Source organism: Acidovorax sp. FW305-C-20-28 (assembly GCF_058783375.1).
The window spans coordinates 17732-43962 of the sequence record NZ_JBYSYM010000005.1 but is presented as its reverse complement, the minus strand read 5'-3'; the positions used below and the strand labels follow the sequence as shown (position 1 = coordinate 43962).

Here is a 26231-nt window from a genome sequence, read left to right as displayed (position 1 = left end):
TTGTGGTGTTGAGAGGAAGGGGAAGGATCAAAGACCATTGCCGACAAAGTCGCGCAATTCCGTCGTGGCGGGCGTATCGAGGATGGAAGGCGGGCCCTGCTCCCACACGCGGCCCTTGTGCATGAAGATGACCTCGTCGGCCACCTTGCGGGCGAAGGCCATTTCGTGCGTGACGAGGATCATGGTCATGCCGCCTTCGGCGAGCTTTTCCATCACGCGCAGCACTTCGCCGGTGAGCTGTGGGTCGAGCGCCGAGGTGACTTCGTCGAACAGCATGAGCTGCGGCTGCATGGCCAGCGAGCGGGCAATGGCCACGCGCTGCTGCTGCCCGCCCGAGAGCTGCGAGGGGTACATGTCGGCCTTTTCGGACAGGCCCACCTGGGCCAGCACGGCAAGCGCTCGTTCGCGCGCCGTGACCTTGTTGACCTTTTGCACCAGGCGCGGGGCCAACATGATGTTCTCTTGCACCGTGAGGTGAGGGAACAGGTTGTAGCTTTGGAACACGATGCCCACATCGCGGCGCAGCTGGTGCAGGTCCAGGCTGGGGCCGGTGACTTCATGGCCGCAGACGCGGATGTGGCCGGAGTCCACGGTTTCCAGGCGGTCGATGCAGCGCAGCGCCGTGCTCTTGCCCGAGCCGCTCTGGCCGATGATGGCCACGACCGAGCCCTTCTTGACGGTGAAGGAGACGTCTTCGAGCACCCGGTTGCTGCCGAAGCACTTGGAGATGTTCTGGATTTCAACGATGGGCGACATGGAAGCTCCTTTCCAGGCGGCGGCTGAGCACCGACAGCGGATAACACAGGGCGAAGTACAGGGCCGCCACGATCACGAAGATGACGAAGGGCTCGAAAGTGGAGTTGTTGATGATCTGGCCCGCGCGGGCCAGCTCCACGAAACCGATGGCCGAGGCCAGCGAGGTGTTCTTGACGATCTGCACCATGAAGCCCACGGTGGGCGGGGTGGCGATCTTCACGGCCTGGGGCAGGATGACGTGCCACACGCGCTGGTGCCAGCGCAGGGCCAGGCATTCGGCGGCCTCGGCCTGGGTGCGGGGCACCGATTCGATGCAGCCGCGCCAGATCTCGCCCAGGTAGGCCGATACGTAGATCGACAGCGCCAGGCCCGCTGCGGTGAGCGGCGCGATGTTCAGGCCCATGGCCGGCAGGCCGAAGTAGGCCAGCGGCAGCAGCACCAGGAGCGGCGTGCCCTGGATGAGCTTGATGTACAGCCCCACCCCGAAACGCGACCAGCGCGGGCCGTAGGACGAGCCCAACGCGACCAGGAAGCCCAGCAGGCCGCCGCCCGCGAAGGCGATGAGGGAGAGCCCCACGGTCCACAGCAGGCCGTCGAGCAGGAATTGCAGGTGCGCAGCAGTCAGGAAGCCCATGGCACGCGGTCCTTTACAGAGGGGTGCCCAGGCGGCGGCGGCGCGGGAAGGCGATCAGGCCCACCAGCCAGAACACGGCGCGCATGACGAGCGACATGCCCAGGTAGGCGACGGCGACGATGAGGTAGGTCTCCACCGAGCGGAAGGTGTCGGACTGCACCCGGTTGGCCACGGCGGTGAGCTCCTCGGCCGAGATCTGCGAGCAGATGGACGAGGCCAGCATGAGCAGCACGTACTGGCTGGTGAGGGCGGGGAACACGCGCTCGATGGCGGGCGGCAGCACCACGTGGCGCAGCATCTGCCAGCGCGTGAGGCCCAGGCAGTCGGCGGCTTCGAGCTGGCTCTTGGGGATGGACTCGATGCCGGCGCGCACGATCTCGCTGGTGTAGGCGCCCACGTTGACCACCAGGGCCACGGTGGCGGCGGTGAACGCCCCCACCTGGAAGCCCATGGACGACAGGCCGAAGTAGACGATGAACACCTGCACCAGCAAGGGCGTGTTGCGGATGATCTCGATGTAGGCGCCTGCCACGCGGGCCAGCCACTTGCTGCGCCCGGTGTTGGCCAGCGCGCAGAACACGCCGAGCAGGAAGCCGAAGAAGGTGGACGCCAGGGACAGCGTCAACGTGGTCCACGCACCTGCCAGCAGGTCTGGCCAGTAGGCCAGCGGCGCGGAGAAATCGAAGGAGTAATTCAAGGTGGGAGTCCGGCTGCGGACTGGGGCGTTGTCTTCGCCTAGTCAGTCCAGTCAATCTCTGGTAAGGCCAATTGAACAACACGTTTCAAATTGGCCTTACCGGGTTAACCCCTAGTCGGTGGGTTTGCGGGCCCGCCGACAATCGCCTCACAGAGGGAAATGGCGGTTTCAGCCACTTCAAATAATCCAAAACCCAGCAGAATCCTCAACTTTGGTCAGACCACCTGATCTGACCAATTCCAGCGTTACTGCCTTATCCGCATTCGATGAACGACGTTGCCAAATCCGTGGACTCCTCCCGCCGCCTGTACCAGTTGATCGCGGACAAGGTGCGCGCCCTGATCCAGCAGGGCAACTACAAGGAGGGCAGCCGCCTGCCGCCCGAGCGCGACCTGGCGCAGCAGCTCGGGGTGTCGCGCCCCTCGCTGCGCGAGGCGCTGATTGCGCTGGAGATCGAGGGCAGCGTGGAGATCCGCATGGGATCGGGCGTGTACGTGTGCAGCCGCGCCCTGCGCCGCACGCCGCTGCCGCCGTCGATGGGCGAGAGCCCGGCCGAGCTGATGCAGGCGCGCGGTGCGCTGGAGGGTGCGGTCATCGTGATGGCCTGCGTGAACGCCACGCCCCAGGGCCTGGCGCGCGTGCAGGAGAGCATCGACGCCATGCGCGCCGACATCGCGGCCGGCCGCGACGTGATGGCGCATGACCGCCAGTTCCACGTGCGCATTGCCGAGATGGCGGGCAACTCGGTGCTCACCAGCCTGGTGGGCACGCTGTTCGACGAGCGCGGCGGCCCGCTGGCCAGCCACATGCGCAACCGCCTGGAAGGCCAGCCCACCTGGGACGAGGCGGTGGCCGAGCACGACGAGATCCTGCGCTGCCTGCAGGCGCGCGACCCGCTGGCGGCCGAGGCGGCGATGCGCTCGCACATCCGCGCCGCCGCAGATCGGTGGGTGATGCCCTGACCGCCAGGCCGGCTGTGCCTCGAATGGCACGCTTGTTGCACTGACTCCCCCGCAAGAGTAGAAGCGTTCACCGTGGTGGACCGCGCCTGCACCGCCCCGGTGCCGCGCGGGGCGCTGCGTCCGGAAATTGCTCTTGAAGACCGCTGCCCGTGCACCTGCATGGGCGCCGGCTGTGTCTTCAAGCGCGCGGGTGCACCGGTTCAGTTCGTTCGTTCATTCATCGCCCATCACCGCCCCGCACCCGCCCTGCTGGCACACCGGTTTGTTCCGACCAACCACCTGTGACTGACGGAGTGCCATCATGATGAAGCGTCGTTCCCTTCTGCGCGCGGCCGGTGCCGCTGCCTTTGTCGGTGCTGCTGCACCCCTGGCATTCGGCCAGGGCAGCCTGCACAAGTTCAAGTTCAACCTGGGCTGGAAGATCGAGGCCTCGGGCGCGGGCTTTCTGCTCGCGCAGCAGCGCGGCTACTACAAGGATGCGGGGCTGGACGTGGCCATCGACACGGGCAATGGCTCGGCGTCGGCCATCAGCCTGGTGGCCAGCGGCGCCTACGACGTGGCATCGGCCGACCTGGCGACCATGATCGAGTTCAACACCGCCAACCCGGCAGCCAGGCTGGCGGCCGTGGCCATTCAGTACGACCTGAACCCCAACGCGGTGATGGTGCGCAAGGACGGCGCCATCAAGAAGCCCGGCGACCTGGCGGGCAAGACCATTCTGGGCCAGCCCTTCAATGCCTCGCGCAAGCTGTTCCCAGTGTTCGCCAAGGCCCAGGGCTTCGATGCCAGCGGCGTGAAGTGGGAGAACGTGGCACCGGACATCGGCGATACGCGCTTCGTGAAAGGCGACTTCGACGCGGCGGCGTATTTCTTCTTCACCGGCCTGCTCAACCTCAAGGCGCGCGGCATGGGGCCCGAGCAGCTCACGGTGTTCCGCTTCTCGGACTTTGGCATGAAGTCGTACGGCAACGGCCTGATCGCCAACCCCAAGGCCATGCAGGACGCGCCCGACGCGATGAAAGCCTTTGTGAAGGCCACCACGCGCGGCTGGACCGAGGCCATGGCCGACCCCAAGGCGGGCGCCGCCGCCATCAAGGCGCGCGAGCCGCTGGCCAACGAGGCCATCGAGCTCGAACGCCTGCAGCTCATCGTGGATGGCACCATGAAGACCGCCGAAACCCAGGCCAACGGCTGGGGCGCCGCCACGCCAGCGCGCCTGCAGGCCACCATCGACGAGACGGTGGCGGCCTTTGGCCTCAAGACCAGCCTGGCGGTGGCCGACATCTGGAGCGACCGCTTTCTGCCCGCGGCGGCCGACCGCAAGCTCAAGGCCTGAGTGGGGGAATCGCCATGGGCATCCCCCTCATCGACCTGACCGGGGCGCTGCAGTTCGGCGCTGGCCGCAGCGCCGAGGTAGCCGCCGAGTTGCGCCAGGCCTGCATGGGTCCGGGCTTCTTCTATGTGCGCAACCACGGTGTGCCGCAGGCGCTGATTGCGCGCCAGTTCGCGCTGGTGCAGCAGTTCTTCGACCTGCCGCTGGCGGGCAAGGAGGCGATTTCGCTGCACCAATCCCCCTCGATGCGCGGCTACGAGAGCCTGGGTGGCCAAACGCTGGACGCAGGCGCACGGCCGGACCTCAAAGAGAGCTTTTACTGCGGGCTGGACTATGCGGCCGACCACCCCTATGTGCAGCGTGGCTACCATTCCTACGGCCACAACCAGTGGCCCGCCGAGCTGCCCGAACTGGGTGACCAGTGCCGCACCTATATCGCAGCCATGCAGCAGTTGGCGCTGCGGCTGATGCAGCTGCTGGCGCTGTCGCTGCACCTGCCCGAGGACTACTTCGACCACACGCACGCGAGCCCCATGCTCACGCTGCGCCTGCTGCGCTACCCGCCGCACCCCGAGGGTGCCGATGCGCTGACCTTTGGCGCCGGCGAGCACACGGACTGGGGCGCCATCACCCTGCTGGCGCAGGACAGCCATGGCGGGCTGGAGGTGAAGCTGCCCAGCGGCGAGTGGGTGGCCGCCACGCCGGTGGAGGATGCGCTGGTGGTGAACCTGGGCGACATGATTCCGCGCTGGACGAATGGGCTGTACCGATCCAACCCGCACCGCGTGCGCAATGTGCACAGCGGCGGGGCGGCACGCCATTCCATTCCCTTCTTCTACACGCCGGACTACGAGGCGCAGGTGGTGCCCGTGCCCACCTGCGTGCCCGCGGGCGAGGCGCCGCGCTATGAGCCCTGCACGGTGGGCGAACACTTGCAGGCGATGTACCGCAAGACCTATGGCCTGGCGGACAGCAAGCCGGCAGCGGCGGTGATGGCATGACCAAGTTGTGGTTCAACCTGCTGTGCCGCGACATCGAGGCGCAGCTGCGCTTTTACCAGGCGCTGCTGCAGCTGCCCGAAGCCGAGGGAACGCGCTCGCCCATCTACCGCGCGGTGGAGACGGAATACTTTCAGCTGGGCTTCAACGCGCCCGAGGCCTATGCCCTGCTGGGCCTGGCCGACCGCCGACCCGACGAGGCGCTGCCACCGCCGCGCAGCGTGACAGGCTACGCCACCTTCATGCTGGACACGCGCGCGGCGGTGGACGCCGCGAGCACCCATGCCGTGGCCCTGGGCGGCCAGCTCATCAAGCCGCCCTACGCCACCTACTACGGCCAGTGGCAGGCGGTGCTGGCCGACCCGGAGGACAATGTGTTCAGGGTCAGCGCCAAGCTCTGAAAAGCGCAATGCAACGGAGTGCAAAGGCAGCCCGTGCCTGCGCCCAATCGCACCCTGGCGTGGTAGAACGTGCCGGACTCCACTTCCAGGATGTGTTGCCATGCGCCCTGCCGGCCCCTTCCTGCCACCCGACGTGCTGGCCTCGCTCGACGAAGGCCAGGTGATCGAGGCCATCAAGCGGCTGCGCGTGGCCACGGGCCTGGGCCTCAAGGAGGCCAAGGACCTGATCGACGCGTACCAGGCCGGAGAAAACGTATCGATGGCCACACAGGCCGAAGCGCCCTTGCATGTGCCCGATGCGGTGCGCCAGGCCCTGGCCGAGGGCAACAAGATCGAGGCCATCCGCCTGCTGCGCGACCACGAAGGCCTGGGCCTCAAGGAGGCCAAGGACCGTGCCGAGGCGATCGAGCAGTCCATGGCCGGGCCCGCCTCCATCGGCATGGGTGCCGTGGCCCCCGGGCTCTCGCCGGGCCAGCAACCCAGTGGCGGCATGGGCAACTGGATCGTGGTGGTCGTGGTGGTGGCGATTGCGGTGGACGCGTACTTCTGGATGCGGGGTGGGGGTTAGTTGAGCCCCGCCCCACTCATCCATCAATACTTGTTCGAGAAGTTCGCGCTGATGCGCTGTCGCAGGTACTCGGCACCGGTGATGGGCGGGTACTTCTTGGCAGGGCCCTCGATGACGGCATCTTCATTGGCCTGGCAGAAGAAGGCCAGGCTGTAGCGCGCGCCCTGGTATTCGTGCGGCTGGGGGTTGCGCACGCGGTGGAAGTTGCTGGGCAACTGGTCGTCGCTCCAGCGCATGAGCATGTCGCCGATGTTGCAGGTGATCACACCTTCGGCCGGCTCCACGCTGGTCCACTGGCGGCCTTCGGCCTCCTTGCCGGGCAGCACCTGCAAGCCGCCCTGGCCGGGGCGCTGGAACAGCAGGGTGAGGCAGTCGAAGTCGGTGTGGGCGCCGGCGCGCCACAGGCCCAGCTCGTCCTTGAGCGCGGGGTCCACCGCAAAGTAATGCAGCATGCGCAGCGTGCTCTGGTAGGTGGGCACATCGGGCTGGTGGGCGCGGGTGAAGAAGTCGGCGTCAAAGCCCAGCTTGTAGGCAAAGCACGAGAGCAGGCGCATGCCCACCTCCCAGCACTGGTGCTCGAAGGCCAGCGTGGCGGCCCGGAAGCCGGGCAGCTCGGCCTCGGTGGGCCACAAGCCGGCCATGCGCGGGCGCGTGACCTGGTAGGACTCTTTCTGGTCGGGCGTGCGCGTGGAGGGGCGGATCTGCGCCTTGTGCTCCCAGCCGGAGTTGCGCGACAGCGGCCACTGGGCCTTGGTGTCCTTGGGCTGGTCGAAGAAGGACTCAGCGCGCGCGAAGGCGGCACGGATGTCTTCGATGGGGATGCCGTGGTTCGTGACCTGGAAGAAGCCGATGTCGACCGATGCGGCCCACAGCTGCTCGGCGATTTCTTCCTTGCGCGCGTCGAAGTTCGATATGTCGATGCGGCGCACTTCGCGCGTGGAGGTCTCGCCGTCCATCGCGCCGCCCATGCGCGATTCTTTTTCGAGCTCGCCCAGCACGTCGGGGGCAACGGTGGGTTCGTAAACGGAGGTGGCGGGGTTTGCGGCGGTGGTCTGCATGGTGTCTGTTTCCTCGTTGGATCAAAAACAAGGCACACGGCAGGCCGCTGGCAATGAAGCGGCACGGCGCCATGTGACTCTTGAAGGGAACAATGGCAACGGCCCGCAGGCTGCGCAGGCCCTCAACAGGCACACGCACCGCACGCAAGCCGCCACCGGCTTCAAGAGCAATGACCCGCCAGCCGGTCCACGCAATGCGGATGGGCTGGACTGAACGCTTCTACTCTCAGGGCTGATGCTAGCAAACGGCAGGCCAGCAGCACATTCGGGCACCCCACAGGGAAGCGCCACGGCGCCGTGCAGTGCTGGGGCCCGCACGCTCACCAAACCAGGGCACCAACGCACCAAGCCTGCGCAACGCAGGTGCGTGCCCAGCGCTTGCCAGCCCTTTTGCGCAAGATGCACAAACAGCCCCGCAGCGGCTTGCGCCAAGGCAAGGCCCTGGCAAAAAGGGGCCTGGCGCACAGCCCTGCGCAGCGCTTTTGCGGCACCGGGCACGCTTTCTGCATCAGCCCCTGCCGAGTAGAAGCGTTCAGCGCTGCCACCCGTTCTTGATGGTGGCGCCCGGAAATTGCTCAGTTCGACCCGGTCCTGCGGCGGCACGCGCCTGTGGGCCCGGGACATTCCACCGAACCTGGGCCTTAGCCATGATGCTGCAACGCCGCCGCTTTCTCTCGACCACCCTCGCCTCTTCCATCGCTGCCACGCTGGGCGCCCCTGCCGTGGTGCATGCGCAGGGCACGCTGACCCCACTCAAGTTCACGCTGGATTTCCGTGTGACGAGCCAGACCTCGCCCTTCTTCCTGGCGCAGGCCAAGGGCTACTTCAAGGACGAGGGCCTGGACGTGAGCATCGACGTGGGCGCGGGCTCGGTCGCCTCGATCACGCGCGTGGCCAGCGGGGCCTACGACATCGGGCTGGGGGACATCAGCTCGCTGGCCGAGTTCCACGCGCAGAACGCCGACACGCCGGTGCAGGCCATCTACCAGTACTACAACCGCGCACCCTTCGTCATCATCGGCCGCAAGGACCGGGGCATCACCACCGACTTCCAGTCGCTCAAGGGCAAGAAGGTGGCGGCCGCCGCCGTGGAGGCCACACGCCGCAGCTGGCCCATGGTGGCCCGTGCGCTCAAGACCAGGCCCGAACTGTTCGACTGGGTGACCACCGACTTCAGCGCACGCGACAACGTGGTGGTGCGCGGCGATGTCGATGCCGCCACCTACTTCCACGACTCGGCCGTGTCGCTGTTCGCGCGCGTGCCGGCCAAGGAGCTGTCGGTGCTCGAATACAACAAGGCAGGCCTCGCCCTGTACGGCAACGCCGTGCTGGCCGGCAAGCTGCTGCAGGAGAAGCCCGAGGTGGCCAAGGCGTTTCTGCGCGCCAGCAACCGCGCGCTGCGCGAGACGCTGGCCAACCCCGAGGCGGCATTTGCCGCCATCAAGGCGCGCGAGGCCATATTGAACATGGACGTGGAGCGCGAGCGCTGGGCCATCACGCGCCAGTACCTGCAGACGGCCGAGTCGCAGGCCGTGGGCCTGGGCGGCGTGCAGGGTGCCGTGCTGGCGCACCAGATCGAGGAGGTGACGGCCGTGTTCAACCTGGCGCGCAAGCCCGCGCCTGAGCGCGTGTTCAACCCCGCCTTCCTGCCCGCCCTGGCCGAGCGCAAGGTGGTGGCATGAGCAGCGCCGCAACCACCGACCTGCTGCCGCAGGAGGCCACGCTGGACGAGCGCGATGGCAAGTACCTGCGCCAGGCCATCGCCCTGGCCGACAAGGCCCGCGCGCGCGGCAACCGGCCGTTTGGCGCCCTGATCGTGGGGGCCGACGGCCAGGTGCTGGCCGAAGCCTGGAACGCCACGGGCGAGAACGGCGACTGCACCGCGCACGCCGAGACCTCGGCCGTGCGCCTGGCCAGCCCGGTGCACAGCCGCGAGGCCCTGGCGGGCGCCACGCTGTATTCGTCGGCCGAGCCCTGCGTGATGTGCGCGGGCGCCATCTACTGGGCCAACATCGGGCGCGTGGTCTATGGCATCGACGCGGTGCGCTTGCGCGTGTTCCGCGGCGAGCGACTGGACCAGCGCGATGCCGAGCTGTTCTGCCGCGACGTGTTCAACAGTTCGCCCCATCCCATCGACTGCGTGGGGCCGGCGTTGATCGAGGAATCCTCGACCTCGCACCAGGGCGCGTGGAAAACCTGAGGCCGGGCCCAGAAAGGCATGCATACATGTCACACATTGTTCGTGGCATGCCAAATGCATAGCGGTGGCAACAGCAACCGTTCACCTTGACGGAGACACCCCATGCATGCCCTGATGGCCGCCGTGCCGCACCACCAGTTCGACGACCCTGCCGACATCGACGACACCGATGGCACCTACTTGCGCAAGGCCATCGCCTGGTCGTGCACGGCGCGGGCGCGCGGCAACCGGCCCTTCGGGGCCATCGTGGTGGGCGCGGATGGGGAACTGCTGGCCGAGGCCTACTGCAATGCCACCGAAACAGGCGATTGCACAGGCCACGCCGAGACCAATGCCGTGCGCCAACTGAGCCCGCGCGTGGGCCGCGATGCGCTGGCCCAGGCCACGCTGTACTCGTCGGCCGAGCCCTGCGTGATGTGTGCAGGCGCCATCTTCTGGTCGGGCATCGGCCGGGTGGTGTTCGGCATCGACGCGGTGCGGCTGCGCGAGTTCCGCGGCGAGCGCGCCGAGCAGCGCGATGCCGAGCTGTCGTGCCGCGATGTGTTCGCCGCGTCGCCGCACGCCATCGAATGCATAGGCCCGGCCCTCATCGAAGAGGCCAGCGCCCCGCATGTGGGCTTCTGGAAGCAATGAGCAAGCAGCGACAATCGCCCACCATGCCGCCCAAAGCCCCTCCCATGACCGAACCCGAAGCCGAGGGCAGCAATGTCTCCGGCGCCTTGCTCAGCCGCTCCAAGCAGGGGCGCGAGCGCATCCTGGGCGCGATCCGCGAGGCGGCGATTGCCGAGTTCAGCCGCCACGGCTTCAAGGGCGCATCGACCAAGGCGATTGCCGAGCGCGCAGGCCTGACCAAGCCGCAGCTGCACTACTACATCGCCAGCAAGGAAGAACTGTACGAGGAGCTGCTGTATTCGGTGCTCAACGGCTGGTCGGGCGCCTTCCAGTTCGACAGCCAGAGCGACGACCCCAAGAAGGTGCTGAGCACCTATGTGCGCAAGAAGCTCGACTATGCGCTGGACAACCCGGGCCTGTCGCGCATCTTCACCACCGAGGTGCTGGGCGGCGGGCGCAACCTGGGCCGGTACTGGCCCGTGGCCGTGAAGTCCACCCAGCAGAAGGTGGACCTGATCGACCGCTGGATCGCCGAGGGCCGCATGCGCCCGCTGGACGCGCGCCTCTTGCTCATGCAGATCTGGGGCATGACGCAGCACTACGCTGACTACGGCGTGCAGGTGCACATCATGTTGGGCCTGGCGCCCGAGGAGGCCATCGACCGCGAGCCCATCGTGCGCGAGCTCACCAACTTTGTGCTGCTGGGCTGCGGCCTGGTACCCGACTTCGCACCAGAGTGAACAGGCCTGCACGCTTGCGGGCATAGCAGAACCCCTGCAGGGTGCTTTGACGCAGGGCAAAGCCGGTAGCGGCCACAAGCCGCGCTGGCACAGCATTTGCAATAGTTTGACCAATCGATCAAATCAAGTGGTCAAACATGCAAACCCCTGCCACGGCAGCCGCGCTGCCCGCCACGGAACAGGCCTTTGAACTCGTGCTCGCGCGCAGCCAGATGCGGCTGCCCGTGGAGCCCGGTGAAAGCATCTCCGACGTGCTGCAGTTCGCCGGCATTGCCATCGACACGCTGTGCGAACAGGGCGTTTGCGGCACCTGCGCCACCCGCTGGCTGGCCGGCGCGCCCGACCATCGCGACAGCTGTCTGAGCGCGGAAGAACAGGCCACCCATGTGGCGGTGTGCTGCGCACGCAGCCACGGACCCACGCTCACGCTCGATCTCTGAACCCCAACTGGAAGGAAGCCCCGCCATGCGCATCCTCGTGATCTATTGCCACCCGGTGGAGACCAGCTACAACGCGGCCCTGCATGCCGAGGTGGTGCAGCAGCTGCGCGGCGCCGGCCATGAAGTGGACGACTGCGACCTGTATGCCGAGGGCTTCAACCCCGTGCTCAGCCGCGAGGAGCGCCTGGGCTACCACGAGGTGCCGATCAACCGCCTGCCGGTGCAGGGCTATGTGGACCGGCTGCTGTGGGCCGAGGCGGTGGTGTTCTGCTTTCCTACCTGGTGCTTTGGCATGCCGGCCATGCTCAAGGGCTTTTTCGACCGGGTGCTGATGCCCGGCGTGGCCTTCGACATCAGCGACCCGCAGAACGTGAAGCCCTCGCTCACGCACATCAAGCGCATCTCGGCCGTGGTGACCTATGGCCGCCCGCGCTGGACAGCGCTGCTCATGGGCGACCCGCCGCGCAAGTCCGTTACGCGCTACATGCGCCTGCTGACCGGTGGCAAGGCGCGCGTGGACTACCACGCCTACTACCACATGAACGTGGCCACGCCGCCGCGGCTGGCGGCCTTCAAGGCGCGCGTGGGCCAGGCCATGGCGCGCTTTGCCTAAGGGGATTTTGGCCATGCACGCATCCAACGCCCCCGACCACCTGCTGCGCGCGCGGCTGCCGCGCTGGCTGCTGCCGCGCCAGTGGCCCACCGAGGGCAGCCAGCCCGCGATGGCCGATGTGCACCTGGTGCAGGGCCGCATCGAATCCATCGCACCGCACAGCCCCGCGCAGCCTACGCCGGCAGGCGCCACCTGGGACCTGGCCGGCGCCCTGGTGCTGCCCGGCCTGGTGGATGCGCACACCCACCTGGACAAGGCCTTTACCCTGCCGCGCATGGGCACCGTGAAGCCCGGCCTGCTGGGCGCCATCGAGGCCATGATGGTGGACCGCCAGGGCTGGACGGAGGCCGACATCCGCGCCCGCGCCAGCCGCGCACTGCAGTGGGCCTACGAGGCCGGCACGGTGCACCTGCGCACGCACTGCGACTGGTGGGAGCCCGATGCACAGCCCCTCGCCTGGAATGTGCTGCGCAGCCTGGCCCACGAATGGACGGGCCGCCTGCTGCTGGAGCGCGTGGCCCTGATCCCCCTGCACCTGTACACCGAGCGCGCCACCGCCATGCGCCTGGCCGCCACCGTGGCCGACAGCGGCCCCGGGGCGCTGCTGGGCGGCTTCGTGCATTCTACTAACTGGGACGCGCAGGCCCTGCGCCACCTCTTCGAGGCCGCACAGCACCATGGCCTGAACGTGGACCTGCATGTGGACGAGGAACTGCACCCCGGCGCCCAGGGCCTGGCCACCACGGCCGCGCTGCTCAAGGAGCTGCGCTTCGAGGGCCATGTGGTCTGCGGCCATACCTGCGCGCTGGCCGCGCAGGACGAGGCCACCGCCCTGGACACGCTGGATGCCGTGGCGCAATGCCCCATCACCCTGGTCACGCTGCCCATTACCAACCTGCTGCTGCAGGACGCCGTGACCGGCCGCACGCCGCGCCGGCGCGGCATCACCCTCATCAAGGAGGCGCATGCGCGCGGCATCCCGGTGCTGGTGGCCAGCGACAACATCCAGGACCCGTTCTGCCCCGTGGGCAGCCTGGACCCGCTGGAGGCCCTGGCCACCGGCGTGCTGGCCGCGCAGCTCGACGCGCCGTTCGACCGCTGGTCCGAAGCGCTGTGCCGCAGCGACTGGCTGCGCCGCGGGCCCGATGCGCTGCCCCTGCAGCCGGGCATGGCGGCCGACCTGATCGTCTTTCAGCAGGCCGATGGCTGGGGCTTTCCCTCGCGCACGCAGCAGCGCGTGGTGCTGCGCAACGGCCGCGTGGCCGGCGGGCACGCCAGCGCCGCATGGCACGTGGCGAACGCCACGCCTGCCCCCTCCCCTATCCCAGCACGGAGCCTTGCATGACGACGACCGCTTCCCCCGCCGCCACCCCGGGCATCGCCCAGCCCCTGGCCCGCTATGCCGCCTGGCGCCGCGCGGGCGACATGGTGTTCCTGTCCGGGATCATCGCCGTGGACCCTGCTGCCAGCCGCATCGTGCGCGGCTATGCCGACATCCCGGACGAGGCGGCCACGCTCATCGGCCGCACGGGCGAGTTCAGCAGCGACATCAAGGAAGGGCCCATCCTGGCGCAGAGCTGGTATGTGCTGGACCGCATCCGCCAGACCATCGAGGCCGCGGGCGGCCAGATGGCCGACGTGATCAAGCTGGTGCAGTACTTCAAGCACCTGGACCACTTTCCGCAGTACAGCCGCGTGCGCAAGCTGTTCTTCCCGGGCGAGCCGCCGGCCTCCACCGTGGTGGAGGTCACCGGCATGCTGCCCACGGCCGACATCCTGATCGAAGTCGAGGCCACCGCCTACCTGCCCAAGCGCTGACTCCATTCTCCCCGCCCCCTTTCACGAAAGACCCGCCCCATGCTGCACGGCTACACCCCGCCCCACCGCTACCTGCCCTACCTGAGCTGGACCGAGATCGCCGACCTGCCGGACAAGGAGAACACCGTCATCGTGCTGCCCACGGGCGCCACCGAGCAGCACGGCCCGCACCTGCCCTGCGCGGTGGACACGGTGATCAGCGCGGGCGTGGTGGGCCATGCCATGGCCCGCCTGCCGGCCGATGTGCCGGCCTTTGCCATGGCGCCCATCACCTACGGCAAGTCCGAGGAGCACCTGCACTTTCCGGGCACGGTCACGCTGAGCGGCGAGACGCTGCTGGCCACCATGAACGAGGTGGGCGAGTCGGTCTACCGCGCGGGCTTTCGCAAGCTGCTTTTCGTCAACGGCCACGGCGGCCAGCCGCAGGTGCTGGAGATGTGCGCACGCGAGTTGCGCCTGCGCCATGGCGACTTCATCGTGGTGCCCAGCTTCACCTGGCGCGTGCCGCACGTGGCGGGCAAGTACCTCTCGGAGCAGGAAAAGAAGCTGGCCATGCACGCCGGCCATGCCGAGACGGCGCTGATGCTGGCCCTGGCCCCAGACACCGTGCACATGGAACGCGCGGTGGTGAACTACCCGCCCGCCTTCCCGTCGCCCCTGCTCTCGCCCGACGGCCGCCCGGCCTGCGCCTGGAGTGCGCGCGACTTCGGGCCCAGCGGGATCATCGGCGACCCGCTGCCCGCCACGGCCGAGCAGGGCCAGGCCATCCTCGACTCACTGGCCGTGAGCTGGGCCGCCGCCATCACCGAGCTGCACCAGTTGCGCTGGGCCCCGCGCGCCGAAGCCACCTGGGGCCGCGCCAACCACACGGGCCATGTGGAGCACTCCACCGCCCTGGCTTGAAACCTGCGAACGCAGCCTCGTCCGCCCCCCTTTTCGTCCCTGTTCCCCCTCCACCACCTACCGGAGCCCTGCCATGATGAAGAAGACCGCCCCCCGCCTTTCCAAACTTGGTGCAGCCGCGCTGCTCGCTGTTGGTGCCGCCAGCACCATGCAGGCCCACGCGCAGGAAAAGTTCACCTACATGACCAACTGGTACGCGCAGGCCGAGCACGGCGGCTTCTACCAGGCGGTGGCCACGGGCCTGTACAAGAAGTACGGCCTGGACGTGACCATCAAGATGGGCGGCCCGCAGGTCAACATCGTGCAGATGATGGCGGCCGGCCAGGCCGAGTGCGTGATGGGATCGAGCGACCTGCAGATGATCCAGATGCGCGAGGGCGGCGTGCCCGTGACCACCGTGGCGGCCGTGTTCCAGAAGGACCCGCAGGTGCTCATCGCGCACGACGACGTGAAGAAGTTCGAGGACCTCAAGGGCAAGACCATCCTGATCGCCTCGTCCGCGCAGCGCGGCTACTGGCCCTGGCTGAAGGCCAAGTACGGCTTCAACGATGCGCAGACGCGGCCCTACACCTTCAACATCCAGCCCTTCGTAGCCGACAAGAACACCGCCCAGCAGGGCTACCTGACGTCGGAGCCCTTCGCCATCGCCAAGGCCGGTGTGAAAGCCAACACGCTGATGTTCAGCGACCAGGGCTACCCCGCCTACGCCACCACGGTGAGTTGCATGGACAAGACCGTGAAGGAGCGCGGCACCGCCGTCGCCTCTTTCGTGAAGGCCACCATGGAAGGCTGGAAGAGCTACCTGGCCGACCCGGCACCGGCCAATGCCCTGATCAAGAAGGACAACCCCAACATGACCGACGAGCAGTTGGCCTACAGCGTGGCCAAGCTCAAGGAGATGGGCATGGTGACGGGCGGCGACGCGGCCAGCATGGGCATCGGCGTGATGACCGATGCGCGCGCCAAGGCGAGCTACGACTTCCTGGTGGAAGCCAAGCTGATCGACCCCGCCAAGGTGAAGCTGGCCGATACCTACAGCACCGCCTTCGTCAAGGACCTCAAGGTTCTTCCGTAAGCCCGCCCTGCCCTGAAACAGCGGCCCCGGCCCCGCGCGCAGCGGGGCGGGCCGCATCCATCGAAAGGCGACCCCATGCAGTCCGCTGAGCCCACCCCCGCCGACCCGGCGACGCCCCACCGCCCCACGCCCGCCGTGCAGGTGCTGTCGGCCGAGAAGACCTACCCCAACGGCACGCAGGCCTTGCTGCCGGTGGACCTGACCATCGACGAGGGCGAGTTCGTCACCCTGCTCGGCCCTTCGGGCTGCGGCAAGAGCACGCTGCTCAAGATGGTGGCCGGCCTGCTGGAGCCCACCGACGGCCGGCTGCAGCTGTGGCACAAGCCGGTGGCCCAGCTGGAGGAGAGCAGCAAGAAGATGGCCTTTGTCTTTCAGTCGCCCACGCTCATGCCCTGGGCCAGCGTGCAGACCAATGTGCGCCTGCCGCTGGACCTGGCCGGCGTGCCGCGCGCCGAGGCCGATGGCCGCGTGGCCGAGGCCCTGGCGCTGGTGGGCCTGTCGAAGTTTGCCAATGCACTGCCGCGCGCGCTGTCGGGCGGCATGCAGATGCGCGTGTCCATTGCGCGCGGCCTGGTGACCCAGCCCGACCTGCTGCTGATGGACGAGCCCTTTGGCGCGCTCGACGAGATCACGCGCCACAAGCTCGACGCCGACCTGCTGGACCTGTGGCGCAAGAAGAAGCTCACGGTGATCTTCGTGACGCACTCGATCCACGAGGCGGTGTTCCTGTCGAGCCGCGTGGTGATGATGGCCGCGCGCCCCGGCCGCGTGGTGGAGGAGTTCCGCATCGACGCGCCCTACCCGCGCACGGCGGACTTCATGGTCTCGCCCGAATTCAGCCGCTATGCCAAGCAGCTGCAGGACAGCCTGCTGCGCGCCAGCGCGGACACCGAGGAGACCGCAGCATGAGCACCCCCTACCCTACTGCCCCCGCAGCGCCTGTTACCGCGCCGGCGGAGCGCAGCGCGCCCGCCCGCGCCCCCGCCAAGCCCGCGGCACCGCGCGTGCCGCTGATGGCCCAGCCCCGCGTGCAGCGCGTGGTCTACCCGCTGCTCGTGGGCCTGGTGCTCATTGCGCTGTGGCAGGGCCTGGTCACGGCGATGGAGTTGCCGCCCTACCTGGTGCCCTCGCCGCTGCTCATGCTCAAGACGCTGTTCACCGACTGGGCGGCCCTGGGCGGCTCGCTCTGGGTCACCGTCAAGATCACCGTGCTGGCCTTTGCCGTGGCCACGGTGGCGGGGGTGCTGATCTCGTTCCTGTTCGTGCAGAGCAAGCGCATCGAGACGGCGCTGTTCCCGTACGCCGTGCTGCTGCAGGTCACGCCCATCGTGGCGGTGGCGCCGCTCATCATCATCTGGGTGAAGGACCCGACGGCGTCGATGGTGATCTGCGCCGCGCTGGTGGCGCTGTTCCCCATCATCAGCAACACCACACTGGGCCTGCGCAGCGTGGAGCCGGACCTGCAAAGCTACTTCAAGCTCAACCGCGCCACGCGCATGCAGACCCTGCTGCGGCTGCGCATACCGAGCGCACTGCCCTACTTCTTCGGCGGGCTGCGCATCTCCAGCGGGCTGGCGCTGATCGGTGCCGTGGTGGCCGAGTTCGTGGCCGGCACCGGCGGCCAGGGCGCGGGCCTGGCCTACCAGATCCTGCAGGCGGGCTTTCAGCTCAACATTCCGCGCATGTTCGCCGCGCTGCTGCTGATCTCGCTGACCGGGGTGGCCTTGTTCGCCCTGATGGCTTGGGGTACCCGGCTGGCCCTGGGCAGCTGGCACGCCAGCGAAAACTCGCACGACTGACCCTACCAGCCACTCGGAACGCATCCATTTTTTGACACCGCGCACGCGTGGTGGGGGCCGCGCTTTGCCCGCCACACACCACCCGCCGCACCGACAGGAGAGACAGACATGACGACCACCACCACCCACCAACTGCCCGAACAACTGCCCGGCCTGGACTGGATTGCCGACCCGCTGCGCGTGGGCCGGCTGTCGCAGGACTTTGCCTGGTTCAGCCCCGTGCTCAAGCGCGACCTGGCGGGCAAGCGCGGCGACGTGGCCGTGCGCCCGCGCACCGAGGACGAGATCCGCCAGGTGGTGGCCGCCTGCGCGCGCGCACAGATCCCCCTCACCGTGCGCGGCAGCGGCACCGGCAACTACGGACAGAGCACGCCGCTGCATGGCGGGGTGATTCTGGACCTGTCGGGCTACAACGGCTTTGGCTGGGTGCGCGGCGGCGTGGGCCGCGCGCAGGCGGGCATCCGCCTGTCGGACTTCGACGCCCAGGCCAAGCCCCTGGGGCAGGAGCTGCGCTGGCTTCCCTCCACCTACCGCAGCGCCACCTTGGGCGGGCTGTTCGGCGGCGGCTTTGGCGGGGCCGGGTCGATCAACCACGGCCCGCTGGCCGCGCCCGGCAACGTGCTGGCGGTGCGCGCCATGACGGTGGAGCCCGAGCCCCAGGTGATCGAGCTGCGCGGCCCCGAGGCCATGCTGCTGCACCACACCTACGGCACCAACGGCATCGTGCTGGAGCTGGAGGTGGCACTGACCCCCGCCGTGGCGTGGACGGAATGCATCGTCACCTTCACCGACTTCGACGCTGCGCTGGAGTTTGCCGACCGCTTTGGCGCTGCGCCGGGGCTGGAGAAGAAGGAGGTGTGCTTCCTTGCCGCGCCCATCCCGGCCTACTTCACCAGCCTGGTCGAACACCTGCCTGCGGGCTGCCACGCCGTGATGCTGCTGGTGGCCCCGCATTCCGAAGACGGCATGCGCGACATGGCTACCAAGTATGGCGGCACCGTGGGCTACCGCAAGACGGCCGACGAGGTGGAAAAGAGCCACAAGACCCTGCTCGAATACACGTGGAACCACACCACCCTGCATGCGCTGAAGGTGGACAAGACGCTCACCTACATCCAGAGCGGCTTCAACCCCGCCACCCGGCTGGAGCAGGTGAAGGCGCTGGAAAAGGCCCTGGGCAGCGAGGTGATGATGCACCTGGAGTTCTTGCGCACCAAGGAAGGCGCCTTCAACTGCAGCGGGCTGCAGATCATCCGCTACAGCACCGAGGAGCGGCTCAACCAGATCATGCAGATCTACCGCGACCACGGCGTGCAGATCAACAACCCGCATGTCTACATCGTGGAAGACGGCAAGCAGAACAACCTGGACCCTGCCGTGGTCAGCACCAAGCAGCGCTTCGACCCGCAAGGCCTGCTCAATCCCGGCAAGCTGCGCAGCTGGGTGCCACCCGTGGCCAAGGCTGCGTAGCACCCACGGCAAGGGCCGCGAGCAGGTGCGAAGGCATAATCAGCTATTCATTTAATAGCAGCTTCCATCCATGTCCTGGCACGCGCGCCTGCAGCTCGACTACACCGTTGAAGGCCCCACCCCCAACGCCCGCACCGTGGCACGGTACGAGCACAACGGCCCGCTGCGCATCCTGCAAAGCCTGTACCCCGAGGGCGACGGCATCTGCCACAACGTGCTGGTGCACCCGCCCGGCGGACTGGTGGGCGGCGATACGCTGGACATCAGCGCCACCGTGGGCCCGGGCGCGCACGGCCTGGTCACCACGCCGGGCGCCACGCGCTTTTACCGCTCCACCGGGCCGCTGGCGCTGCAGCGCAGCCACCTCACGCTGGCCGAGGGCGCGCGCATGGAATGGCTGCCGCTGGAGGCGCTGTGCTACAGCGCCTGCAATGCCGAGAACCAGCTCACCATCGACCTGGCCCCCGGCGCCGAATGCATGGGCTGGGACGTGACCGCCCTGGGCCTGCCCCATGCCAAACAGCCCTTTGTGCAGGGCCGCTTCGTGCAGCACCTCACCGTGCCCGGCCTGTGGCTGGAGCGCGGCGTGATCGACGCCGCCGACGAGCGCCTGCTGCACAGCCCCCTGGGCCTGGCCGGCCAGCGCTGCATGGCCAGCATGTTCTTTGCCGCCGGCAGCGCGCTGGAACGCAACCGCCGCGACGCTGCGCTGGACGTGGCACGCGCGGTGGTGGAGCAGCACCCGCAAGTAGCCGCCACGGCGGGCGCCACCAGCCCCAACGACCGCATGGTGGTGCTGCGCGTGCTGGCCCCGCAGGTGGAGCCCGCGATGAAGCTGCTCAAGGCGGTGCGCGTGGCCTGGCGCGAGCAGCTGTGGGCCCTGCAGGGCGAAGCGCCGCGGATCTGGGCGATGTAACCCACCCAACACACCTTTGACAGGAGCCCTTCGCCATGCCCCACCCCCAACGCAGCGCCGCAACGCGCCACTTTTCGGGCACCTATGCCGAGGCCCGCGCCAAGTTCCTCGACGCTGCCTCGCACGCCGGCGCCACGGTCGAGTCCTTTGTGCTCCCGGGGTACCGCGGCGCACTCGGCGAAGAGCTGGCCACCGATGTGGCGCTGCTCGGCGCACTCGACGCCAAGAAGATCCTGCTCGTCACCTCGGGCACGCACGGGCCCGAGGGCTTCAGCGGATCGGGCACGCAGATCGCCACGCTGCACGATGCCGATCTGCTCGCGCGGCTCGATCAGGCAGGCGTGGCGCTGCTGCTGGTGCATGCGGTCAACCCGCACGGGTTTTCGCACCTGCACCGCACGAACGAAGACAACATCGACCTGAACCGCAACCACATCGACTTCGCCGCACCGCGGCCGGTGAACGCGTCGTACGCCGAGGTCGAGCCCCTGGTGCTGCCCGCCACCTGGCCGCCCACGCCTGCCGACGACGCGGCGCTCGCCGCCTACGTTGAAAAGCACGGCATGCCCGCCTTCCGCAATGCGGTCTTCAAAGGGCAGTACACCTCGCCCGACGGCCTGTTCTATGGCGGCACTGCCCCCTCGTGGAGCAACCAGACGATCCGCGCCATCCTGCGCAAGTACACGGCATCGGCCACGCATGTGGGCTGGATCGACGTGCACACCGGCCTGGGGCCCTACGGCCACGGCGAAAAGATCTACCCGGGCCGCAACACGCCCGAAGACTTGGCACTGGCGCAATCCTGGTGGGGCGCCGACGTGTTTTCGCCGTTCTCCGGCGATTCGGCCTCGGCCAACGTGTCGGGCCCGGTGGTCTCCACCGCGTACGACGAATGCCCGAAGAACGCCCGCATCGCGCTCATGGGCCTGGAGTTCGGCACCGTGCCCGAACCCGAGATGCTGTACCGCCTGCGCGCAGACACCTGGCTGCGCCGCCACCCCGAGGCGCCCACAGCGCAGCAGCGCGAGATCCGCGCCCAGCTGCGCGACGCGTTCTATTGCGACAACGAGGAATGGAAGGGCATGCTGCTGGGGCAGACGCGGGTGGTGGTGCTGCAGACGCTGCAGGGCTTGCGCAAGGCCTGAGGCGCCTGGAGTTCGCCAAGGCGAAGCCGCCGCTGCTCTACGGCTGCGCTTGGCACACGACCTCTACATTGACACCGTCCGGGTCCAGGACATAGGCGGCGTAGTAGCGATCGTGGTAACGCGCCCGGATGCCCGGGGCTCCGTTGTCCACCCCTCCAGACGCCAGGGCGGCATTCCAGAAGGCGTCCACCAGTGCCCTGGTGGCCACGGAGAAAGCCACATGCAGGCCCCGGCTCGGCTGCGCGCCATCGTGGATCCACAAAGTCGGATAGCCGTTGGCGCCCAGGCCGTGGCGCGAGCCCTTGCCGGTCCTGGACGCATCGACGGAAATCACCAAGCCGATGCCCAAGGGTTGGAGGGCCGCCTCGTAGAACTTGCACGAGATGGCTGCGTCGCTCACTGCGAACTCGATGTGATCCAGTATGGCCATGGAATTTCCTTGAAAAGCGGAGCAGGTGATCCCTGCATGGGGGACAGTCAGCCGCAGCGATGCCGGCAGACCTGGATGGTCCAGTCCACGGTCGACTGATCGATGGCCGCGTGGACAGGGGAGTCGGCCAGCTCGGTCATGATGCCCGCGGCGGCGCGCTCCCCGTCCTTCGCCGACTGCCAAAGCAGCATGTCGATCACCCAGCCGTCGCGGCCTTCGCAGATGCGCCTGAGGATGAAACCGGGCTGCTTCTGGAGCCAGGCATCGACATCGGCGTTGGCGGCAATGAAGTCCTGGACCGTGAGGCCCTTCGCCAGTTGGAAGGTGGTCATCTCCATGGCTTCACTGACCATGGCGACCACCTTCCGTTGCAGCGGCTTGGCCGTGCTGCCAGCTCTTGTAGACAAACTCCAGGCTGTAGCCGTCAGGGTCCAGAACGTTCGCGGCGTAGTAGCGCGGGTCGTAGTGCAGGCGTGGCGCGGGAGCCCCGTTGTCCACCGCACCGGCGGCCATCGCGCTGGCATATGCCGCATCGACCGCCCCGCGGCTGCCGGCGACAAAGCCGACGTGCACGGCACGCGCATCCACCTTGCCCTGCCGGAGCCAGAAGTACATCCGTCCGCCGGAGCCAAAGCCCTTCAGGTCGGGGTGCCCTGGCGGCCCTTGCCGGCCATCGTAGTCGTGGCGGTTGACGATGCCCAGTGGCTTGAGCGCCTGGGTGTAGAAGCGGATCGCGCGATCGAGGTCGCTTACCGAGAGAAAGAGATGGTCCAGCATGGAAATCCTTGGTTGGAGCAGGTTGCGCGCTCTCCGGGGGTCAGACGACATAGCCGCCAGATACCTCGATATCCTGCGCGTTGATCCAGCCGCCGTCCTCGGTCAGCAGCGAAGCGATCACGCGGGCGACCTCGTGCGGCTCTCCGACCCGTCCCAGTGCCGTCTGAGACGACAGGAGGGCCTCGAACTCTTCATTCAGGCCACCGCCCAGGTCGGTGCGGATGGGGCCGGGGGAGACCGAGTTGACGCGGATGCGGCGCTCGCCGAATTCCTTGGCCATGTAGCGGGTCAGCACCTGGAGACCGCCCTTGAAGGACGCATAGGGAGCCACACCGGCCGTCGCGATGCGTGTCGTCGCGCTGGTCAGGTTGACGATGGCCGAACCTGGCTGCAACAGGGGGAGCAGCGCCTGCGTCAGGAAGAACGGCCCTTTGAGGTGCACATTGAACAGCCCGTCGAACTGGGCTTCGGTGACGGATTCGATGGCCTGGAACAGGCCGTAGCCGGCGTTGTTCACCAAGCCATCCAGGCCCGTTGTGTTCCAGGTGGCTGCCAGCGCCCGCTCGACGGCAGCGCGAAAGTCCGGGAAGGTCTGGACGGCGCCGACGTCCAGAGGCAAGGCGACCGCCCTGCCGCCCAGGCTTTCTATCTGGCGCACCACGGTGCGGGCAGCATCCGGATTGGCGTTGTAGGTCAGGATGACGCCGAGACCGCGGCGTGCCGCTTCCAGGGCGGTGCTGGCGCCGATGCCGCGGCTTGCGCCGGTGATGACGATGACTTTGCTGGGGTTCATTGGAGGCTCCTCAAGGGGGTTGGTTGGAATGCCTCAACGATAGGGAAACCGTGCTTTGGCGTCGCAGCGTTTCCTGCCTCAAACCTGCCCAATCCTGCTTTCCTGCTGGAAGCAACCGCCCGCGCACGGTCTAATGCTGACGATGAACGAGCCATTGAATGAGCTGCGCGCGCTCGCCGCGCGCGCGGAAAACCGACGCACCGAGACGGGCATCCCACGCGTTTTCATGGTGCAGGGTGCGATCCCCGAACACGAGTTGGCCGGCGTCTACGAGCCCATGGTCAACCTCATCCTGCGGGGAGGAAAATCCATGACCGTAGGGGACCAGACCCTGCACTACGACCCTGCCACCTACTTTGTGATGTCGGTCGACCTGCCGGCGGCGGGGGTGGTGAAGCCGGACGCCGACGGATCGCCCTATCTGGCCATCGCACTGACGCTGGACGCGTCCCTCCTGGTCGAACTGCTGTCAGCCCTGCCCCCTGGCGCCGGCACTGCGCCCCAGGAACGCGCATTCTCCGTGGCCGCCGTCACGCCCCCACTGCTGGACGCCTGGGTACGGATGCTGAGGCTGCTGGACCACCCCGACGATATCCAGGCGCTGGCTCCCGCCTACGAGCGCGAAATCCTCTACCGCGTGCTCCAGGGTCCGATGGGATGGATGCTGCGCCACATTGCCACCCCCGACACCGCGCTGGCGCGGGTCAATCGCATCATTCAGCGCATCCGGCGTGATTTCGCATTGCCGCTGCCGATCGAGCAGCTGGCGGACGACGCGGCCATGAGCGTATCGGCGTTCCATCGCCACTTCAAAGCGGTCACCACGCTCAGTCCGTTGCAGTACCAAAAGCAGCTGCGTCTGTTGCAGGCCCGCAAGCTGCTGGTGGCTTCAGGCACGAGTGTTACCGCCGTGGCCCATGAGGTGGGCTATGAGAGTTCCACGCAGTTCAGCCGCGAGTATGGGCGCGCATTTGGCCTGCCGCCTGCCAAGGATGCCGCGCGCATCGCGGCGCACATGCAATCGCGCACACCAATGGACGGGAACGCCACCGCCCACTGAAATCGACAGCGTCAGCCAGCCGATTCCACGGGCTTGGGTGAGAGCTTCTCCGACAGCAGGTTCGCCGTATAGCGCAGCCTGTCGATGTCGGCCTCGGGCTGCACGCCCCGGCTGAAGCAGCACAGCGTGCCGTAGACCTTGCCGTCGGCCAGGCGCACGGGGGTGCTCAGGTGGGTGCCGATGGTGAAGCCGGGGTCGGGCGCCTTGCCGGATTGGACGTAGGGCGCAGCGTCCTCGATTTTTTCGGGCAGGCGGCCTTCCACGACGCGCTGGCACCAGCTCTCTTCCACGGGGTCGGACATGCCGGCCTCCAGCAGAGGGAAATCGGGTGCGTTGTCCACGGCCATGAAGGTGCGGCGGCCATCGGCGATCTGGGAAACGAAGGCCACGTCCATGCCCAGGCGCTTGCGCAGCAGTTGCAGGACGGCCGGCACCACGGGAGGAAGTTCGTGGTCGGCGGAGTCGCTGGTGGCGACCAGCAACTCGGTGATGGTGACGTCGAGGTCGTCGGGGTTGTAATCCAGCATGTGCATGCCCCGAAGTCTAAGCGCCCGGTATGAAGCCCTGGCTACAGAGGGTAAGCAGATGTGTGGATTCCATACTCAATTGCCATCAAAAAAGCAATTTTTATTTCGCCAAAACCCGGGGCGTGGCAAACGCCGGCCCGCCGCGCACCCCTCCCTCAGGTTGCTGACGGCACCTTCAGCAACCCATCGGCCTTGAACATGGCCCGAATCCCGCGCACGGCCTGGCGGATGCGGGCCTCGTTCTCGATGAGGGCGAAGCGCACGTACTCGTCGCCCTGGTCGCCGAAGCCGATGCCGGGCGATACGCAGACCTTGGCCTTGTCGAGCAACTGGCGCGCGAATTCGAGCGAGCCCAGTGCGCGGTAGGGCTCGGGGATGCGGGCCCAGATGTACATGCTGGCCCGGGGGCAGTCCACGGCCCAGCCGGCTTCGGTCAGGCCCTTGTACAGCACGTCGCGGCGGCGCTGGTACTGGGCGGCGATATCCTTCACGCACTGCTGGTCGCCCTCCAGCGCGGCGATGGCCGCGACCTGCAGGGGGGTGAAGGTGCCGTAGTCGTGGTAGCTCTTGATGCGCGCGAGCGCGGCCACGAGGTCGGGGTTGCCCACCATGAAGCCCACGCGCCAGCCGGCCATGTTGTAGCTCTTGGAGAGGGTGAAGAATTCCACCGCGACATCCTTGGCGCCGGGTACTTCCATGATGCTCGGGGCCCGGTAGCCGTCGTACACGATGTCGGCATACGCCAGGTCGTGCACCACCAGGATGTCGTGCTTCTTGGCCAGGGCGACGACGCGTTCGAAGAACGACAGCTCCACGCACTGCGCCGTGGGGTTGCTCGGGAAGCCGAAGATCATCATCTTGGGCTTGGGGTAGCTGCCGCGGATGGCTTTTTCGAGCTCGGCGAAGAAATCCACGTCGGGTGCCACGGGCACGCTGCGGATGTCGGCGCCGGCGATCACGGCGCCGTAGATGTGGATGGGGTAGCTCGGGTCGGGCACGAGCACGGTGTCGCCGCGGTCCAGCGTGGCCAGCATCAGGTGGGCCAGGCCCTCCTTGGAGCCGATGGTGACGATGGCCTCGGTGTCGGGGTTGATGTCCACTGCATAGCGGTCCTGGTACCAGTGGCTGATGGCGCGGCGCAGGCGCGGAATGCCCTTGCTGGCGGAGTAGCCGTGGGTGTCCGGCCGCTGGGCCACCTCGGTGAGCTTGGCCACGATGTGCGGCGGGGTCGCGCCATCGGGGTTGCCCATGCTCATGTCGATGATGTCTTCGCCACGGCGGCGGGCGGCGAGTTTCAGCTCGGCCGTGATGTTGAAGACGTAGGGGGGAAGGCGATCGATGCGCGCAAAGCGGCGCTTGCCTGGAGAAGCAGACATGCTGGTGAACTTTCACGTAAGCGCCCGGAACCGTCCGAGCGACGTGGCCAACAATGGGGTTGGCCCGCGTTCACTGTAACGCAGAAAGCGCAGGGCGTTTTGCCGATGGCGGCGCTGTCGCGCCGCCGCT

The 26231-nt window shown here is 67.7% G+C and carries 31 protein-coding genes; 21 read left to right on the top strand and 10 right to left on the bottom strand.

All coding sequences use genetic code 11. The features are described from left to right. Positions 1-27: 27 nt before the first annotated feature. From AC3WOH_RS07940 to AC3WOH_RS07930, 3 genes are read right to left on the bottom strand one after another with little or no spacing between them, the layout of a single operon-like run. A complete protein-coding gene (locus tag AC3WOH_RS07940) occupies positions 28-756 on the bottom strand; it encodes an amino acid ABC transporter ATP-binding protein (RefSeq protein WP_492228815.1) in 729 nt (242 codons plus the stop codon). Continuing rightward, positions 740-1390, bottom strand: a complete 651-nt coding sequence (locus tag AC3WOH_RS07935) for an amino acid ABC transporter permease (RefSeq protein ID WP_492228814.1) — start codon at positions 1388-1390, stop codon at positions 740-742. Before AC3WOH_RS07935 ends, AC3WOH_RS07940 begins: the two co-directional genes overlap by 17 nt. Positions 1391-1403: 13 nt before the next feature. Next, entirely contained in the window at positions 1404-2087 is a 684-nt protein-coding gene (locus AC3WOH_RS07930) for an amino acid ABC transporter permease (RefSeq protein ID WP_492228813.1), read from the bottom strand. Positions 2088-2353: 266 nt separating this feature from the next. On the opposite strand from AC3WOH_RS07930, the gene AC3WOH_RS07925 reads away from it, so the two are divergent. The 5 genes from AC3WOH_RS07925 to AC3WOH_RS07905 all read left to right on the top strand — a co-directional run bounded on the left by AC3WOH_RS07925 (position 2354) and on the right by AC3WOH_RS07905 (position 6349). Continuing rightward, positions 2354-3049 carry a FadR/GntR family transcriptional regulator gene (locus AC3WOH_RS07925; RefSeq protein ID WP_184856896.1) on the top strand — a complete coding sequence of 232 codons (696 nt, stop codon included), beginning with the start codon at positions 2354-2356 and terminating at the stop codon, positions 3047-3049. A 301-nt stretch (positions 3050-3350) separates the two neighbouring features. Further along, positions 3351-4385: an ABC transporter substrate-binding protein gene (locus AC3WOH_RS07920; RefSeq protein WP_492228812.1), complete on the top strand. Its 1035-nt coding sequence runs from the start codon at positions 3351-3353 to the stop codon at positions 4383-4385. Positions 4386-4399: 14 nt separating this feature from the next. Next, positions 4400-5383, top strand: coding sequence for an isopenicillin N synthase family dioxygenase (locus AC3WOH_RS07915; protein WP_492228811.1), 984 nt, complete (start codon positions 4400-4402; stop codon positions 5381-5383). After that, on the top strand, positions 5380-5781 hold the full coding sequence (locus AC3WOH_RS07910) for a VOC family protein (RefSeq protein WP_492228810.1): 402 nt from the start codon (positions 5380-5382) through the stop codon (positions 5779-5781). The genes AC3WOH_RS07915 and AC3WOH_RS07910 overlap by 4 nt, the downstream gene beginning before the upstream one ends. Before the next feature lie 100 nt (positions 5782-5881). After that, positions 5882-6349, top strand: coding sequence for a ribosomal protein L7/L12 (locus tag AC3WOH_RS07905; RefSeq protein WP_492228809.1), 468 nt, complete (start codon positions 5882-5884; stop codon positions 6347-6349). A 23-nt stretch (positions 6350-6372) separates the two neighbouring features. Here AC3WOH_RS07905 and AC3WOH_RS07900 read toward each other — a convergent pair whose 3' ends face one another. Then, positions 6373-7317: an isopenicillin N synthase family dioxygenase gene (locus AC3WOH_RS07900; protein ID WP_492229004.1), complete on the bottom strand. Its 945-nt coding sequence runs from the start codon at positions 7315-7317 to the stop codon at positions 6373-6375. A gap of 743 nt (positions 7318-8060) precedes the next feature. Between AC3WOH_RS07900 and AC3WOH_RS07895 the strand changes: the two genes are divergently transcribed. From AC3WOH_RS07895 to AC3WOH_RS07825, 15 genes are all read left to right on the top strand, one after another. After that, positions 8061-9089 carry an ABC transporter substrate-binding protein gene (locus AC3WOH_RS07895; RefSeq protein ID WP_492229003.1) on the top strand — a complete coding sequence of 343 codons (1029 nt, stop codon included), beginning with the start codon at positions 8061-8063 and terminating at the stop codon, positions 9087-9089. Further along, a complete protein-coding gene (locus AC3WOH_RS07890; RefSeq protein ID WP_492228808.1) occupies positions 9086-9607 on the top strand; it encodes a nucleoside deaminase in 522 nt (173 codons plus the stop codon). Before AC3WOH_RS07895 ends, AC3WOH_RS07890 begins: the two co-directional genes overlap by 4 nt. Before the next feature lie 102 nt (positions 9608-9709). Next, positions 9710-10240: a nucleoside deaminase gene (locus AC3WOH_RS07885; RefSeq protein WP_184856901.1), complete on the top strand. Its 531-nt coding sequence runs from the start codon at positions 9710-9712 to the stop codon at positions 10238-10240. 44 nt (positions 10241-10284) lie between these two features. Next, on the top strand, positions 10285-10959 hold the full coding sequence (locus tag AC3WOH_RS07880; RefSeq protein ID WP_492228807.1) for a TetR/AcrR family transcriptional regulator: 675 nt from the start codon (positions 10285-10287) through the stop codon (positions 10957-10959). Between the two features lie 137 nt (positions 10960-11096). Continuing rightward, complete coding sequence (locus tag AC3WOH_RS07875) at positions 11097-11399, top strand: 2Fe-2S iron-sulfur cluster-binding protein (protein ID WP_492228806.1); 303 nt, start codon at positions 11097-11099, stop codon at positions 11397-11399. A gap of 25 nt (positions 11400-11424) precedes the next feature. Beyond that, a complete protein-coding gene (locus AC3WOH_RS07870; protein ID WP_492228805.1) occupies positions 11425-12012 on the top strand; it encodes an NAD(P)H-dependent oxidoreductase in 588 nt (195 codons plus the stop codon). A 13-nt stretch (positions 12013-12025) separates the two neighbouring features. After that, complete coding sequence (locus tag AC3WOH_RS07865) at positions 12026-13357, top strand: amidohydrolase family protein (RefSeq protein WP_492228804.1); 1332 nt, start codon at positions 12026-12028, stop codon at positions 13355-13357. Then, positions 13354-13830: a RidA family protein gene (locus AC3WOH_RS07860; RefSeq protein WP_492228803.1), complete on the top strand. Its 477-nt coding sequence runs from the start codon at positions 13354-13356 to the stop codon at positions 13828-13830. The genes AC3WOH_RS07865 and AC3WOH_RS07860 overlap by 4 nt, the downstream gene beginning before the upstream one ends. Before the next feature lie 39 nt (positions 13831-13869). Beyond that, positions 13870-14733: a creatininase family protein gene (locus tag AC3WOH_RS07855; RefSeq protein WP_492228802.1), complete on the top strand. Its 864-nt coding sequence runs from the start codon at positions 13870-13872 to the stop codon at positions 14731-14733. Between the two features lie 76 nt (positions 14734-14809). Further along, positions 14810-15808: an ABC transporter substrate-binding protein gene (locus AC3WOH_RS07850; RefSeq protein WP_492229002.1), complete on the top strand. Its 999-nt coding sequence runs from the start codon at positions 14810-14812 to the stop codon at positions 15806-15808. Positions 15809-15883: 75 nt separating this feature from the next. Beyond that, positions 15884-16717: an ABC transporter ATP-binding protein gene (locus tag AC3WOH_RS07845; protein ID WP_492228801.1), complete on the top strand. Its 834-nt coding sequence runs from the start codon at positions 15884-15886 to the stop codon at positions 16715-16717. After that, positions 16714-17607, top strand: coding sequence for an ABC transporter permease (locus AC3WOH_RS07840; RefSeq protein ID WP_492228800.1), 894 nt, complete (start codon positions 16714-16716; stop codon positions 17605-17607). Before AC3WOH_RS07845 ends, AC3WOH_RS07840 begins: the two co-directional genes overlap by 4 nt. A gap of 108 nt (positions 17608-17715) precedes the next feature. After that, positions 17716-19077: an FAD-binding oxidoreductase gene (locus AC3WOH_RS07835; protein ID WP_492228799.1), complete on the top strand. Its 1362-nt coding sequence runs from the start codon at positions 17716-17718 to the stop codon at positions 19075-19077. A gap of 70 nt (positions 19078-19147) precedes the next feature. Continuing rightward, complete coding sequence (locus AC3WOH_RS07830; RefSeq protein ID WP_492228798.1) at positions 19148-19993, top strand: urease accessory protein UreD; 846 nt, start codon at positions 19148-19150, stop codon at positions 19991-19993. A gap of 35 nt (positions 19994-20028) precedes the next feature. Next, a complete protein-coding gene (locus AC3WOH_RS07825; protein WP_492228797.1) occupies positions 20029-21138 on the top strand; it encodes a M14 family metallopeptidase in 1110 nt (369 codons plus the stop codon). Between the two features lie 37 nt (positions 21139-21175). Here the strand turns inward: AC3WOH_RS07825 and AC3WOH_RS07820 are convergent, their stop codons facing one another. Genes AC3WOH_RS07820 through AC3WOH_RS07805 form a run of 4 tightly spaced genes read right to left on the bottom strand, consistent with a single transcriptional unit; the run spans position 21176 to position 23138 of the window. Next, entirely contained in the window at positions 21176-21568 is a 393-nt protein-coding gene (locus tag AC3WOH_RS07820) for a VOC family protein (protein WP_492228796.1), read from the bottom strand. A 47-nt stretch (positions 21569-21615) separates the two neighbouring features. Then, positions 21616-21921, bottom strand: a complete 306-nt coding sequence (locus AC3WOH_RS07815) for a hypothetical protein (RefSeq protein WP_492228795.1) — start codon at positions 21919-21921, stop codon at positions 21616-21618. After that, entirely contained in the window at positions 21911-22345 is a 435-nt protein-coding gene (locus tag AC3WOH_RS07810) for a VOC family protein (RefSeq protein ID WP_492228794.1), read from the bottom strand. Before AC3WOH_RS07810 ends, AC3WOH_RS07815 begins: the two co-directional genes overlap by 11 nt. 40 nt (positions 22346-22385) lie before the next feature. After that, positions 22386-23138: an SDR family NAD(P)-dependent oxidoreductase gene (locus AC3WOH_RS07805; RefSeq protein ID WP_492228793.1), complete on the bottom strand. Its 753-nt coding sequence runs from the start codon at positions 23136-23138 to the stop codon at positions 22386-22388. A 142-nt stretch (positions 23139-23280) separates the two neighbouring features. On the opposite strand from AC3WOH_RS07805, the gene AC3WOH_RS07800 reads away from it, so the two are divergent. Further along, on the top strand, positions 23281-24198 hold the full coding sequence (locus AC3WOH_RS07800; protein ID WP_492228792.1) for an AraC family transcriptional regulator: 918 nt from the start codon (positions 23281-23283) through the stop codon (positions 24196-24198). A gap of 11 nt (positions 24199-24209) precedes the next feature. Here AC3WOH_RS07800 and AC3WOH_RS07795 read toward each other — a convergent pair whose 3' ends face one another. Together AC3WOH_RS07795 and alaC are read right to left on the bottom strand one after the other, a co-directional pair. Beyond that, the gene (locus AC3WOH_RS07795; protein WP_492228791.1) at positions 24210-24731 is read right to left on the bottom strand and encodes a GAF domain-containing protein; all 522 of its coding nucleotides are present in this window, start codon (positions 24729-24731) and stop codon (positions 24210-24212) included. A gap of 149 nt (positions 24732-24880) precedes the next feature. Next, positions 24881-26101: an alanine transaminase gene (alaC, locus tag AC3WOH_RS07790; RefSeq protein WP_492228790.1), complete on the bottom strand. Its 1221-nt coding sequence runs from the start codon at positions 26099-26101 to the stop codon at positions 24881-24883. Positions 26102-26231 lie beyond the last annotated feature (130 nt).

Coding starts and splice junctions, on each gene's coding strand:
- AC3WOH_RS07940 (WP_492228815.1), bottom strand. CDS start 756: ATGTCGCCCATCGTTGAAATCCAGAACATCTCCAAGTGCTTCGGCAGC.
- AC3WOH_RS07935 (WP_492228814.1), bottom strand. CDS start 1,390: ATGGGCTTCCTGACTGCTGCGCACCTGCAATTCCTGCTCGACGGCCTG.
- AC3WOH_RS07925 (WP_184856896.1), top strand. CDS start 2,354: ATGAACGACGTTGCCAAATCCGTGGACTCCTCCCGCCGCCTGTACCAG.
- AC3WOH_RS07920 (WP_492228812.1), top strand. CDS start 3,351: ATGATGAAGCGTCGTTCCCTTCTGCGCGCGGCCGGTGCCGCTGCCTTT.
- AC3WOH_RS07915 (WP_492228811.1), top strand. CDS start 4,400: ATGGGCATCCCCCTCATCGACCTGACCGGGGCGCTGCAGTTCGGCGCT.
- AC3WOH_RS07910 (WP_492228810.1), top strand. CDS start 5,380: ATGACCAAGTTGTGGTTCAACCTGCTGTGCCGCGACATCGAGGCGCAG.
- AC3WOH_RS07905 (WP_492228809.1), top strand. CDS start 5,882: ATGCGCCCTGCCGGCCCCTTCCTGCCACCCGACGTGCTGGCCTCGCTC.
- AC3WOH_RS07900 (WP_492229004.1), bottom strand. CDS start 7,317: ATGGGCGGCGCGATGGACGGCGAGACCTCCACGCGCGAAGTGCGCCGC.
- AC3WOH_RS07890 (WP_492228808.1), top strand. CDS start 9,086: ATGAGCAGCGCCGCAACCACCGACCTGCTGCCGCAGGAGGCCACGCTG.
- AC3WOH_RS07885 (WP_184856901.1), top strand. CDS start 9,710: ATGCATGCCCTGATGGCCGCCGTGCCGCACCACCAGTTCGACGACCCT.
- AC3WOH_RS07880 (WP_492228807.1), top strand. CDS start 10,285: ATGACCGAACCCGAAGCCGAGGGCAGCAATGTCTCCGGCGCCTTGCTC.
- AC3WOH_RS07875 (WP_492228806.1), top strand. CDS start 11,097: ATGCAAACCCCTGCCACGGCAGCCGCGCTGCCCGCCACGGAACAGGCC.
- AC3WOH_RS07870 (WP_492228805.1), top strand. CDS start 11,425: ATGCGCATCCTCGTGATCTATTGCCACCCGGTGGAGACCAGCTACAAC.
- AC3WOH_RS07865 (WP_492228804.1), top strand. CDS start 12,026: ATGCACGCATCCAACGCCCCCGACCACCTGCTGCGCGCGCGGCTGCCG.
- AC3WOH_RS07860 (WP_492228803.1), top strand. CDS start 13,354: ATGACGACGACCGCTTCCCCCGCCGCCACCCCGGGCATCGCCCAGCCC.
- AC3WOH_RS07855 (WP_492228802.1), top strand. CDS start 13,870: ATGCTGCACGGCTACACCCCGCCCCACCGCTACCTGCCCTACCTGAGC.
- AC3WOH_RS07850 (WP_492229002.1), top strand. CDS start 14,810: ATGAAGAAGACCGCCCCCCGCCTTTCCAAACTTGGTGCAGCCGCGCTG.
- AC3WOH_RS07845 (WP_492228801.1), top strand. CDS start 15,884: ATGCAGTCCGCTGAGCCCACCCCCGCCGACCCGGCGACGCCCCACCGC.
- AC3WOH_RS07840 (WP_492228800.1), top strand. CDS start 16,714: ATGAGCACCCCCTACCCTACTGCCCCCGCAGCGCCTGTTACCGCGCCG.
- AC3WOH_RS07835 (WP_492228799.1), top strand. CDS start 17,716: ATGACGACCACCACCACCCACCAACTGCCCGAACAACTGCCCGGCCTG.
- AC3WOH_RS07830 (WP_492228798.1), top strand. CDS start 19,148: ATGTCCTGGCACGCGCGCCTGCAGCTCGACTACACCGTTGAAGGCCCC.
- AC3WOH_RS07825 (WP_492228797.1), top strand. CDS start 20,029: ATGCCCCACCCCCAACGCAGCGCCGCAACGCGCCACTTTTCGGGCACC.
- AC3WOH_RS07820 (WP_492228796.1), bottom strand. CDS start 21,568: ATGGCCATACTGGATCACATCGAGTTCGCAGTGAGCGACGCAGCCATC.
- AC3WOH_RS07815 (WP_492228795.1), bottom strand. CDS start 21,921: ATGGTCAGTGAAGCCATGGAGATGACCACCTTCCAACTGGCGAAGGGC.
- AC3WOH_RS07810 (WP_492228794.1), bottom strand. CDS start 22,345: ATGCTGGACCATCTCTTTCTCTCGGTAAGCGACCTCGATCGCGCGATC.
- AC3WOH_RS07805 (WP_492228793.1), bottom strand. CDS start 23,138: ATGAACCCCAGCAAAGTCATCGTCATCACCGGCGCAAGCCGCGGCATC.
- AC3WOH_RS07800 (WP_492228792.1), top strand. CDS start 23,281: ATGAACGAGCCATTGAATGAGCTGCGCGCGCTCGCCGCGCGCGCGGAA.
- AC3WOH_RS07795 (WP_492228791.1), bottom strand. CDS start 24,731: ATGCACATGCTGGATTACAACCCCGACGACCTCGACGTCACCATCACC.
- alaC (WP_492228790.1), bottom strand. CDS start 26,101: ATGTCTGCTTCTCCAGGCAAGCGCCGCTTTGCGCGCATCGATCGCCTT.